This is a genomic window from Acinetobacter sp. UBA991, assembly GCF_002292065.1.
In the GTDB taxonomy this organism is placed as follows: Bacteria; Pseudomonadota; Gammaproteobacteria; order Pseudomonadales; family Moraxellaceae; genus Acinetobacter; species Acinetobacter higginsii.
Map to the genome: position 1 here is coordinate 38,200 of NZ_DBBF01000042.1, position 12,555 is coordinate 50,754.

Below are 12,555 nucleotides of genomic sequence, written 5' to 3' on the forward strand. Positions count from 1 at the left end.
TTCGCTAATATAACAAAAATCGGTTTTTATTGGTGAAAAATCGACTAATTAGGGTTTGATTTCAGCATCAATACCAAAAGACTGACGTAACAATAAACTCAGTTGATCACGGGCCTTGATAAAGCCATCAATACCCCCTTGTAGTAATTGGAAAGCCATCAAATCTTGCTCAAGTTCAGCTTTAAAACTCTCTTTGCTTTGTGCTGCACGTTCAATTTTTTCTGCTTGTTGCGCAAATTCAGCACTCAGTTGAGGTTCAACAAGCTGTTGGTCTTGTTCTAACTGAGCCAAAAGATTTGGGGCAATCGTAAGTAAGTCACAACCTGCTAAACCAAGCACTTGTGCAGTACTGCGGAAACTTGCACCCATTACTTGTGTCGGAATGGCATGCTGTTTGTAGTAATTATAAATTTTCTTCACAGACTGCACGCCAGGATCTTTGGCAATCGGATATTGCTCAACACCTTCAGCTTTTTTATACCAATCTAAAATACGACCTACAAAAGGTGAGATCAGCGTGACTTTCGCATCAGCACAAGCCTGAGCTTGATGTAAACCAAACAACAAAGTGAGATTACATGGAATACTTTCAGCTTCAAGTACTTTTGCAGCTTGAATACCTTCCCATGTTGACGCGATCTTAATTAGGATACGGGATTGTTCAATGCCGTATCCTCGATAGAGCTGAGATAACTCACGTGCTTTGGCAATTGTCGCTTCAGTGTTGTAAGAAAGAGAAGCATCAACTTCGGTAGAAACACGACCATCGATCAATTTTAAAATTTCGACACCAAACTTCACAGTCAAAATATCAATGGTACGTTCAATCAGTTCATCACGTTGATAGCCTTCCTGCTTAGCTTGAGTATAAGCATCTTCTATCAGCTCGCGGCTTTCTGGTTGTTCAGCCGCAGCGGTAATGAGTGATGGGTTGGTCGTTGCATCGAGTGGGCGAAATTTTTCAATCGCTTCTAGATCACTACTATCAGCAACAACGGTGGTTAAATTTTTTAATTGGTGTAATGCGGTCTGAGTCATTGATATCGCGTTCTTACTTAAACAATATTATTGGTAACTTCTGTTATAACACAATCTACATGAAAGCAAAGCCCTGCATTTGTTTGCAGAATTGTTTATCTGGCGACCGCTTATCCCTCATTGTGTTTACGTTGCTGTCGGATATGATCGATTAAGTATTTGGCAGCGACCCCTAATTCACTTTCACGGCTCCAGACCAGATCAACATAGTATTCAAATTTAGGGGTGAAATCATACATATCCAAAATCTTCAGTTTCTTTTTGAGTTCTGGATTTTCATTGAACATTTGCAAGGGCAACACACCCCAACCTAAATTACGAATAATCATCATACACGCTGAATGATGATTGTCGGTACGCCAATAGTCCTTTGAATAAAGCAATTCGGGCTTGATGCTATGATCTCGGCTTGCAACTACAATTTGACGTATTTGTACTGCTTGCTCAAAAGAAACTTTGTCGAGGAGCGCCAATGGATGATTTTTTGCAATCACAGGCACAAGCGCTTCCCGTTTAAGTTCTACAAATTGTTCACGACTATCCAGTTGTTCTCGCTCAAACATCAATGCAAGTTGTGCAGATTGATCAAGTAACATCTGTAAAGCATCTTCTTGTGGTGCTGAAAAGATATTAATCGCCAGACTAGGGAATTGCTGTTCTAGCAGGGTGATATAGTCGGTCCAGTTGGTATAAAGCAGTTCTGAAACTACTACAATATTTAAGGTTGACTCCAAGCCTGTACTCAGTGCATGCGCATGCTGCTTCCATTGATTCATTTCAATCAATAATTGTTGTGTTTTCTCATAGAGCACAGTGGCTTCTGCTGTCGGAATAGGTTCACGTCCAACCCGTTCAAATAAATTGAGATTGAGATCAATTTCTAAATTGGCAATCGACATACTTACAGCAGAAGGGACTTTGCCTAATTTACGTGCCGCAGCCGAAAATGAACCTGTTTCAATGACGGTTTGAAACATGATGAGTTGTTCTTGATTAATATTCATCTGTCAAAAAAACTGAAAGAACCTAATTGGATTGATCAGTATTATAAAAATAAAATGGCACTTATCCAAACAAGAGAGTGTTATGAAATGTTGATTTCCAAAAGAAGACTCATTCATGCAATTAGCTATGAAGTGATTTTATTGGTCATCATCGCGATTGCTTTAAGTTTTATTTTTAGTATGCCACTAGAAGTAACTGGTATTTTAGGTACGATCATGGCGGTCATTTCCGTATTCTGGAATATGATTTTTAACCATTACTTTGAGAAAGTAGAACATAAATATCAATGGGAAAGAACCATTCCAGTGCGTATTATGCATGCGATTGGGTTTGAAGGCGGCTTGATGCTTGCAACTATTCCAATTATTGCGTACTTGATGAAGATGAGCTTTATTGAAGCCTTGATTCTCGATTTTGGTTTGACTATGTGTATCTTGGTGTATACATTCATCTTCCAGTGGTGTTATGACGTGGTAGAAGATCGTTTCTTCCCAAATGCAAAACTTGCATCATCATAATTGTTTGATGAAAAGCATTCTTCGGGATTGGCTGAAGAGTGCTTTTTATTGTCTGCAGTTCAGCATGATTTGATTACAGTATTGATAAAGTCAGATTGCTCAAGTTTATTTAATATCGTCAGAGCAAGTTTTAAATAATATAAGAAACAATACCAAAATTTAATGACGCTAGTTCGTAGGAGAATAAAAACATGCCAAGTGTGCTTATTGAAGTTAGGCAACAATATCCAGTCGCAGTTGAACTGGAGATCATGGAGGCAGTGCATACGGCACTGAGAGATGCTTTTAAAATCATGGCCAGTGATCGGAATGTACGTTTAATTGTGCATGAAGCACATCGCTTTCAATGCCCGCCTGAAAAGGCAAAACCCGAATGTTATACCTTGATTAGTATTGATGCATTTCTTGGGCGCTCTTTAGATGCCAAGCGTCAGCTGTATAAATTGATTGTGCATAATCTTGAGCCGATAGGCATTCCTAAAGATCATGTAAAAATTATGCTTCGTGAACTGCCTTCAGAAAATTTTGGTGTTCGTGGTGGTCAGGCAGCTTGTGATGTTAATTTAGGTTTTAAAATTGATGTTTAGAATAAGGTTTTAACGAGGAAAGCTCTATCAGGGCTTTCTTTTATTTAAATAGGAAAATAGCCTAAGTAATTTTAAAAGATGAGATAAATAAAAAGATGTTTAAATTAATTTTACTCATTCTATTCATTGTTTGCCAAGTCAGCTATGCGGGCTATGATTTACATATCACAAAAAAAGAATTTTATTTTAATGAGGGGGAATGTATTACTCCTGCAGAATGGCACGCTTATATGATGCTAGATCCATCAGTAAAAAGTGATCTCCAGAATTCAGCACAAGACTTTCTAATTCTTATTGATAAGCAAGAAATTCCACTAATATATAGTCATGATTCTTGTAGTTTATCGATTAAAAATCCAAGTCCTGAAGCGATTAGGAAAATGATTGAGATTGCAAACAAACTTCATGCAACAGTACAAGGTGACGATGCTGAAATTTATATCACGCCTGAGGAAATAATTAGACGGTAATTTATAAGAAGCGGAAGCTCAAATCAGTCGTAGAAAAACTCACACTCCTCAAAAAACATCATGCTAAAATAGGGAACTTATCTTTTTAGATTGCATGATTTTCTCTATGTTTCAACAAGAAATCTCTCAATTAAACTTACAACAATTCAAAGCGGGTGAAAAACGCTGGGTCGGTTCCTTACTTGGATCATCAGCTGCATTATTATTTAAAGAAATTGCCACTCAAAATTCGAATCTTTATGTGATTATTGCAAGGAATAATCAACATCTTGCCCAGCTTGAAAGTGAGCTTGAGTTTTATGGCATAACGCCTGTTATTTTCCCTGATTGGGAAATTTTGCCTTATGACCGCTTGTCTCCGCACCAAGATATTGTTTCTGAACGTTTAGCAATTTTATCGAATATGCCACAAAAGGGTATTTTACTGGTTTCTGCCAGCACCTTGGCGCAACGTGTTGCCCCTTATTCGTGGGTCGTGGGTGAGCACTTTGATATCAAAGTCGGGCAGAAGTTAGACCTCGAAGCACAAAAGAAACAATTGGTTCAAGCAGGCTATCGTTTAGTTGACACGGTTTATGATCATGGTGAATTTGCAGTTCGCGGTAGCATCATGGATATTTTTGCATCTGGACAAGATGAACCGATTCGAATTGATTTATTTGATGATGAAATTGAAAGTCTAAAGTTCTTTGATCCAGAAACTCAAAGAACGACGGAATCCTTAAAGAACTTTACGGTGTTGCCTGCAAAAGAGTTTCCACTCAAAGAAGGGCGCTCTACCTTTAGAGATCGCTATGCAGAAAGCTTCCCAACTGCAAATCCAAAGAAAAATCCGATTTATCAGGATGTATTAGAGGGAATTGCAACGCCCGGTTTAGAGTTTTATTTGCCATTATTTTTTGATAAGAAGCTGATGGAAGCGCAGAGTATGTTGACGACATACTTACCAGATAATTGCGTTGTCATTACAAATAGTGAAATTGAAGATGATTTAATGAACTTCTGGAAAGAAGTGATGCGTCGTTATGAAGATCGACGTCATAACATTGATCAACCAATCCTACCGCCAGAAGAATTATTTTTAATGCCTAACCATGTTTTACAGGCATTAAATCAATTCCCTCGAATTTTGGCTTCAGCAGAAGCTTTCGAGACCAAGGCGGGTGTACTCAATGTCGCGGCTGAACAACCACCTAAACTAGCAGTTGATCCGAAAAAAGAACAACCGTTTGAGGCAGTAAAACATTATATCGACCAAGCCAAGCATCCTGTTTTATTGGTCGCTGAGAGTGCTGGTCGCCGTGAGACCTTAAAAGATGCGTTGCGTGGTGTATTGGGTGAAATTCAAAACGTAGACAGTTTTGCTCAGTTCCAAAAAGATAAGTTGCAGGTTGCGATTACCAGTGCGCCACTAGATCGAGGGCTGTTGCTGAGTAATCAGCTGTCGGTGATTTCGGAAAATCAACTTTATGAACACCGTGTGGTGCAGCGCCGTCGTAAGCGTCAGCAAGAAGTATCTGAAGAGTTCTTGATTCGTAGTTTAACCGAGCTGAGTATTGGTGCACCTGTGGTGCATATCGATCATGGTGTAGGGCGTTATGCAGGTTTAATTACGCTAGAAATCGATGAGCAGGATCATGAATTCTTGCAGCTTGATTATGCAGATGGTGCGAAAGTCTATGTGCCGGTAACCAATTTACATCTGATTAGCCGCTATAGTGGGGGTGATCCTGATTTAGCCCCACTGCATAAATTGGGTACGGATACTTGGAGCAAAGCGAAGCGCAAAGCTTTGGAACAAATCCATGATGTTGCCGCAGAGCTATTACATATTCAGGCCCGTCGTCAATCCAAACCTGGTTTTGCTTTTGAGCTGGATCATACGGGATATATGCAATTCTCCAGTGGCTTTGCCTATGAAGAAACTTTAGACCAAGCTAACGCAATTGAAGCAACCATCCATGATATGCAGCTGGCCAAACCGATGGATCGTTTGGTTTGTGGTGATGTGGGCTTTGGTAAAACCGAAGTGGCAATGCGTGCAGCATTTGTTGCGGTACAAAATAATAAGCAAGTTGCAGTTCTGGTACCGACGACTTTGTTAGCACAGCAACACTATGAATCCTTTAAAGATCGTTTTGCCGATACAGCGGTACGTATTGAAGTATTGTCGCGTTTTGGCAGCAATAAAACCCACCTAAAAATCATTGAAGATCTTGCCGAAGGTAAAGTCGACATCGTGGTCGGCACGCATAAAATTCTGCAAGAAAATATCCAGTTCAAGAATCTTGGACTTATGATTGTCGATGAGGAACACCGTTTTGGTGTCCGTGATAAAGAACGGATTAAAGCCTTACGTGCTGATGTGGATATGTTGACTCTAACGGCGACGCCAATTCCACGTACTTTAAATATGGCATTCTCTGGTATGCGTGATCTGTCGATCATTGCAACACCACCAGCACGTCGTTTAGCCGTTAAAACCTTTGTACAAGAACATACTGATGATTCAGTCAAAGAAGCGATTCTGCGTGAGTTGTTACGTGGTGGTCAGGTTTACCTATTGCATAATGAGGTGGATACCATTGAACGTGCCGCTGAAACAATTCGTAATTTAGTCCCTGAAGCACGGGTGGCTGTGGCACATGGGCAAATGCGTGAACGTGAACTTGAGCAGGTGATGCAGCAGTTCTATCACAAAGAATATAACGTGTTGGTGTGCTCAACCATCATCGAAACAGGTATTGATGTCCCAAATGCCAATACCATCATCATTGAGCGTGCCGATAAATTAGGACTTGCGCAATTACATCAATTGCGTGGTCGTGTCGGACGTTCGCATCACCAAGCCTATGCCTATTTATTGGTTCCATCGATCAAGCACCTGAAAGGTGATGCTGAAAAACGTTTAGATGCCATTCAACGTGCTTCAACTTTGGGTGCTGGTTTTATGCTGGCAACTGAAGACTTGGAGATTCGAGGCGCGGGTGAATTACTTGGTGAGCAGCAAAGCGGCTCAATGCAGGCGATTGGTTATAGCCTGTATATGGAAATGCTCGAAAAAGCGACCAAAGCCATTCAAAAAGGTAAAACACCTAATTTTGATGCGCCGTTGTCATTAACAGCCGAAATTAACTTGCATATGCCAGCCTTGATCCCAGATGACTATCTAGGTGATGTCCATCAACGTTTGTTGTTCTATAAGCGTATCAGTAATACCGATAGCCAAGAGAAACTCGACAATATTCGTATGGAGTTGATTGATCGTTTTGGTATTCCACCACAACCTGTGAAGCAATTGTTTAGTGTGCATCAGCTGCGCTTGCGTGCAGAGCAGTTAGGTATTACCAAAATTGACATCAATACTAATGGGGGATACATCGAGTTTGCACCTGATACCCCTGTACAGGCGATCAGTATCATTCAACTAATGCAGAAAAATCCGACCTATTACCGAATGGAAGGTGGTCAACGCTTGAAAGTTATGGTGCAATTAGCAGAGTACGATAAACGGATTCAGTTTATTGTGGACTTGTTGAATAAGTTATTGAGTGAGTTAAATTGAGGCTTTTAAGCACTTGATTTGATGGTTAATTGAGCAAGTTCTGTTTTTTAGCAAATGCATTCCTGTTTTTGATCAGATGTTCATGCAATAAATGAGGAAAATCATTGTTATTTGTAATCAAACGGGTTACTAATAATATTCACATCAAAACTGATGTGATAGTATTGATCATCATTATTCTGCATCATTTATAAAGATATGTTTAGTTTGCATCCACAACTTGCTCAAGATACATTTTTTGTAGGCGACTTCCCGCTTTCAACATGTCGTTTAATGAATGATATGCAATTTCCTTGGTTGATCCTGATTCCGCGTGTTCCAGGTGTCACAGAATTATATGAATTAAGCCAAGCAGACCAAGAACAGTTTTTACGTGAATCGAGCTGGTTATCAAGCCAATTGTCACGTGTATTCCGTGCAGACAAGATGAATGTAGCAGCTTTAGGAAACGTTGTTCCTCAGCTTCATTTTCATCATGTAGTACGTTATCAAAATGATGTTGCATGGCCTAAGCCAGTGTGGGGAACACCAGCGGTGCCTTATAGCAATGAAGTACTTGCGCACATGCGTCAAACGTTAATGCTGGCATTGCGTGGACAGGGTGATATGCCATTTGATTGGCGTATGGACTGATCCAGAAAATAGAATAAATACAGTATTCTATAATAAAAAAAGGAGGATAGAGTGCCACTAGATAGGTTGATTGATAAAGAACCTAGACAGTTTGCTTATTTTCATCGTTTGATGGGATATTCGATTCTGTCACTAATTCTGGTAATTTATACATTTACCTCAACTAGTGCTAGCTATCAACTCTACCTTCTTCCTTTATTACTCATTTATTTTCTGTTTTGTCCCCGTTTAGAAAAATGGCTGCAATATAAATTTGATAAAAAAATAGAAAAAAATGTTCTTTTCGGCAATGAGGCTGTGATCATTGCGCTGGTTCTTGCCGCATTGCATCTCAGTTTAGTTCCCACCTTTACGATCCTATTTGGATTGCTGTATGTCGGATTGAACAATAAAATTTCTCTGCCAGTCTCTTGTTTAATCGGTTTGATTGGCGTCATTGTTTTCTATTTCAGTACTTTTGTGATTTTTGGCGCGGAAGAATATTTCGAACCAACCAATCCTGAATTAACAGTCGTTAGTTTGCTTGGTTTGATGATGTTTATCGTGATTGGTAACTATTATCAGCACCGTCGCTTGAATATTCTGGGGCAACAACGCCAGCATTATCATAATCAAATGACGCGCTATATTGCATTTGCCAATCAGCTTAGCCGTTATGCGCCATTGCAGTTATGGCAGTCAATCATGCGTGGTGAGGCAGAGGCAAAAATTGAATATAAGCGTAAAAAACTAACCATTTTCTTCTCGGATATTCAAGGTTTTACTGAACTTTCTGAAACCTTAATCCCAGACGATTTAGCTTTCCTACTGAATGATTATTTGAGTCATATGACTGAAATTGCAAAACAGTATGAGGCGACAGTCGACAAGTTTATGGGTGATGCGATTCTTATTTTCTTTGGTGATCCAAATTCGCAAGGCGTTGAGCAAGATGCAAAATCTTGCGTAGAAATGGCGATTGCGATGCGACAACAAATGAAATTATTACGTGAACGCTGGAAGAAAATGGGTTATCCCGCTTTGCATATCCGTATGGGCATTAGTACAGGTTATTGTCACGTCGGGAACTATGGTGCTTCTCATCGTATGGCCTATACCATTGTTGGTCGTGACGTAAACTTGGCAGCACGTTTGCAGTCTGCGGCTGAAGTTGATGAAATTCTGATTGCAGATGATACCCATCAACTGATTAAAAATGAGTTTTTGTGTGTGCCTAAGGTGCCAATTTATCTAAAAGGCATTCAAGGTCCTGTTAAAACATGGCAGGTGATGGAGAAATTCACAGGCAAAAAATCAGATACGCAAAAATGGTTCGATTTCGATTATAAAGGCTTCCATTTGGTTCTGAATCTGGAAGAAGTACAGAACTATGAATATCCAGAGCTGGTCGAGATCTTGGAAAATATGGTTCAGCGGATCAAGACCCAGCAAAAAATTACCAATGCACAGGGCATCCCAAAACTGACTTTGGATGATGAAGTCAGATAATCTTCAGTATAATTTTTTTAATTCAAGCTGTTATTTCTAGTGAAACAATCGTTGTATGGTTTTGGGAAACAATTGCACCGAAGTTTTGTTGATATCTTAATTCTAATAAAGAGAATAAATAAAAAATGCAGCAAGTGATAGAAAACCTAAATACGGCGATGCTGGATAATTTGGATATTAAGGATTTAATCTTAAAATTACCAAAACCATTAAGACCATATTTACAGGTAGCACCTTCTATGTGGATGTATGATGATCCGCTTTATGCTCAAATCAAAGCAATGCCTATGTTATATACGACGGGTAAAATTGTCTGGGCATCATTGGTACAAGCGAATAGGAATTTATTTGAACCTGAGTGGATATCGTGTGCTGGAGAGGTTGTATTTGATCCATCGGGGAAAATGCAGCCTGTTCAACTTGTGGAAGCGGCAGAGCAATTGTTTTCCCTAAAGGGAACTACTCCAAATGTCTTGGATCAACAGAATTATGCAGCGCATTTGACCAATGAATTTACACGAGTATTTAATTATCCTTTTCCACAAAGTTTAGCGACTTTACCCTTAAAGATGTCTTCCATGTGGTTTGAGTATCGACATTTACCAGGTGGGCTTCTTGCAATGAAGGTTTTTCCAATCATTGTGTCAGAGCAAAACCCTAATTATATTATGCCTTTACCATCTTATTTTTGGCCAAATAACTTCTTTAAAGATAAGTGGCTGGAACTGGCTGCGCGAGAAAATGGTGGTGGTTTATATGATGTGGAGAAGGAGGTACTTAATAAGATTACGAATAAAGTATATTTAGAAGAAATTCTACTTCAACCTAAATTACCTCAAATTTTTGAAGAACAAATACCGCGAGAATCTGCTGTTACAAGTTCATCAAAAACTAAACTTAGTTGGTTTTTCTTGCCCTTTTTAGCCGTGATTTTGCTGTGTTTATTTATTTTTCTTAATAAATAAAAAACTCCTCGTGAACGAAGAGTTTTTATTTGAACTTTGGAAATTAATCGATTTAGATATCTTTAATGATTTTCCGAAGCATGGTTGATGGTGTATTTAGGAATCTCGATTTCTAAATCTTCATCAACGATCTCTACTTGGCAAGACAGGCGAGAATCTGGTTCTAGGCCCCATGCACGGTCAAGTAAGTCGGCTTCTACATCATTCATCTCTTCAAGGCTGTCAAAACCTTTACGTACAACCACGTGACACGTGGTGCAGGCTGCAGACATGTCACAAGCATGTTCAATTTTAATGCCATTTTTTAATAAGCTTTGGCATAAATTGGCGTTATGTTCGACTTCAAATTCTGCACCTTCAGGGCAAATTTGTGCATGAGGAAGAACTTTAATACGTGGCATATTGATCACCTATACCTTTAGTTTGAGTTTGACCAATCTTCAAGTTTCGTACCTTTTAAGGCATGGTCAATATGTCGGTTCATACGAAGCGCGGCAAAGGCATCGCTATGAATTTTAAGTTGTTGAACGGCATGTTCAATCGCTGCCAGCTCATCTGTTTTAAGACGGGCTCTTAACGCTTCAGCAGCAAGAATTAAGTCACGAGCCTGTTGCTGAGAGAGCAAATCAGTATCTGCTTTTAACGCTTGCTCTAAAGCCTCCAACTCACGTTGTGCTTCAACTTTGGTTTCTTGCAAGTGACGAAGATGTTTATCTTCCTCTGCATATTGGAAACCTTCAACCAGTAAGCGCTCAGTGTCTGCCGAAGATAGACCATAAGATGGTTTGATATCGATTTGTGCTTGAACACCAGACGTTGTTTCTTTCGCAGATACTGTGAGTAAGCCATCGGCATCGACTTGGAACGTTACTTCAATACGCGCTTGACCAGCAGTCATTGGTGGGATGCCATGTAATACAAAGCGTCCCAATGAACGGCAATGCTCAACCAGATCACGTTCACCTTGCACCACATGAATCAACATCGCGGTTTGGCCATCTTGATAAGTGGTAAATTCTTGACGGCGTGCAACAGGAATCGCAGTGTTTCGTGAAATCAAACGTTCAACCAGTCCACCCATGGTTTCTAGGCCAAGAGAGAGTGGGGTCACATCAAGTAATAATGAGCCATCTTGGCTATTACCAATGAGCTGATTGGCAGTAATTGATGCGCCAATCGCAACCACTTCATCTGGGTTGATAGTGCAAAGAGGTTCACGCTTGAATAATTCACGTACCGCTTTTTGTACTGCATAAGAGCGGGTAGAGCCGCCCACAAGAACCACATGTTCAATGTCATCGAGTTCAAGTTTGGCATCGCGTAATACCCGTTTGCAGACACTCATGGTTTTATCGAGTGCAACTTGAATAATAGATTCGAAAGTTGAACGATCTAAAGTCAGACGATCATCCAATAGTTTTAATTCAGCAGAATCATGGTCTGTTAAATGTTCTTTGGCTTGACGTGCGGCCATGATGAAAACAGCGTATTCTTCATCACTTAAAGTATCGATATTGAGCTGTTTTTTCGCCCATTTTACGATTAAGCGATCAAGATCATCACCACCAAGGGCCGTGTGTCCACCTGTTGCAAGAACTTCAAATACGCCTTGCGAAAAACGTAAAATCGATACGTCAAAAGTACCACCACCTAGATCGTAAATGACGTAGTTACGGTCAGTACTGAGATTGGTGTCTTGATCTAATCCATACGCAACAGCGGCTGCTGTAGGTTCATTTAATAAACGTAAAACATTTAAGCCTGCGAGTTGAGCAGCATCACGTGTGGCTTGACGTTGTGCTTCATCAAAATAAGCAGGAACGGTAATCACCGCACCATTTACCGGATTACTCAGGCTTGCTTCAGCACGATCTTTTAACTGTTTTAAAATTTCAGCAGAAATTTCGACTGGTGTTTTACGACCAGCAGCGGTTTCAAATGCCGGCATTTCATTTTCTGCACCTACGAGTGTGTAGGGATGCTGGAATTTGATATCTGCTTGCGAGCGACCCATAAAGCGTTTTACTGAAACAACTGTATTTTTAGGATCAGTCAGCATAAAAGGTTTAGCTTCATAGCCAAACGTGGTTGCATCCTTTGCATAGTGAACAATAGACGGCAGTAATACTCGGTCTTTGTCATCTTGTAGAACTTTCGGTTTTCCCGATAGCACTGTCGCCACTAAAGAGTGGGTTGTCCCTAAGTCAATGCCGATCGCAATACGATGTTGATGCGGGGCAGTAGCTTGACCTGGTTCAGCAATTTGCAAAAGCGCCATGCGTGCGG

11 protein-coding genes are annotated in these 12,555 nt (G+C 40.1%); 7 read left to right on the forward strand and 4 right to left on the reverse strand.

What is annotated here, in order from left to right; translation table 11 throughout:
- Positions 1 to 48 precede the first annotated feature (48 nt).
- Both tal and B2727_RS17485 read right to left on the reverse strand, forming a co-directional pair.
- Positions 49 to 1,038: a transaldolase gene (gene tal / locus B2727_RS17480; protein WP_033134098.1), complete on the reverse strand. Its 990-nt coding sequence runs from the start codon at positions 1,036 to 1,038 to the stop codon at positions 49 to 51.
- A gap of 110 nt (positions 1,039 to 1,148) precedes the next feature.
- Entirely contained in the window at positions 1,149 to 2,042 is an 894-nt protein-coding gene (locus B2727_RS17485) for a LysR family transcriptional regulator (protein ID WP_033134097.1), read from the reverse strand.
- An 87-nt stretch (positions 2,043 to 2,129) separates the two neighbouring features.
- Here B2727_RS17485 and aceI point away from each other — a divergent pair, with 87 nt between their 5' ends.
- The 7 genes from aceI to B2727_RS17520 all read left to right on the forward strand — a co-directional run bounded on the left by aceI (position 2,130) and on the right by B2727_RS17520 (position 10,269).
- Complete coding sequence (gene aceI, locus B2727_RS17490) at positions 2,130 to 2,561, forward strand: chlorhexidine efflux PACE transporter AceI (RefSeq protein WP_005316384.1); 432 nt, start codon at positions 2,130 to 2,132, stop codon at positions 2,559 to 2,561.
- A 191-nt stretch (positions 2,562 to 2,752) separates the two neighbouring features.
- Positions 2,753 to 3,148: a tautomerase family protein gene (locus tag B2727_RS17495; protein ID WP_004652967.1), complete on the forward strand. Its 396-nt coding sequence runs from the start codon at positions 2,753 to 2,755 to the stop codon at positions 3,146 to 3,148.
- A 95-nt stretch (positions 3,149 to 3,243) separates the two neighbouring features.
- Positions 3,244 to 3,618: a hypothetical protein gene (locus tag B2727_RS17500; RefSeq protein WP_023270024.1), complete on the forward strand. Its 375-nt coding sequence runs from the start codon at positions 3,244 to 3,246 to the stop codon at positions 3,616 to 3,618.
- A 106-nt stretch (positions 3,619 to 3,724) separates the two neighbouring features.
- Positions 3,725 to 7,183: a transcription-repair coupling factor gene (mfd, locus tag B2727_RS17505; protein WP_033134096.1), complete on the forward strand. Its 3,459-nt coding sequence runs from the start codon at positions 3,725 to 3,727 to the stop codon at positions 7,181 to 7,183.
- A 198-nt stretch (positions 7,184 to 7,381) separates the two neighbouring features.
- On the forward strand, positions 7,382 to 7,816 hold the full coding sequence (locus B2727_RS17510) for an HIT domain-containing protein (RefSeq protein ID WP_004807988.1): 435 nt from the start codon (positions 7,382 to 7,384) through the stop codon (positions 7,814 to 7,816).
- A 51-nt stretch (positions 7,817 to 7,867) separates the two neighbouring features.
- A complete protein-coding gene (locus B2727_RS17515; protein WP_004807987.1) occupies positions 7,868 to 9,304 on the forward strand; it encodes an adenylate/guanylate cyclase domain-containing protein in 1,437 nt (478 codons plus the stop codon).
- A gap of 125 nt (positions 9,305 to 9,429) precedes the next feature.
- The gene (locus B2727_RS17520) at positions 9,430 to 10,269 is read left to right on the forward strand and encodes a hypothetical protein (protein ID WP_033134095.1); all 840 of its coding nucleotides are present in this window, start codon (positions 9,430 to 9,432) and stop codon (positions 10,267 to 10,269) included.
- Positions 10,270 to 10,331: 62 nt separating this feature from the next.
- Here the strand turns inward: B2727_RS17520 and fdx are convergent, their stop codons facing one another.
- Complete coding sequence (fdx, locus tag B2727_RS17525) at positions 10,332 to 10,670, reverse strand: ISC system 2Fe-2S type ferredoxin (RefSeq protein ID WP_004652975.1); 339 nt, start codon at positions 10,668 to 10,670, stop codon at positions 10,332 to 10,334.
- Between the two features lie 17 nt (positions 10,671 to 10,687).
- Positions 10,688 to 12,547, reverse strand: a complete 1,860-nt coding sequence (gene hscA / locus B2727_RS17530; protein ID WP_033134094.1) for a Fe-S protein assembly chaperone HscA — start codon at positions 12,545 to 12,547, stop codon at positions 10,688 to 10,690.
- Positions 12,548 to 12,555 lie beyond the last annotated feature (8 nt).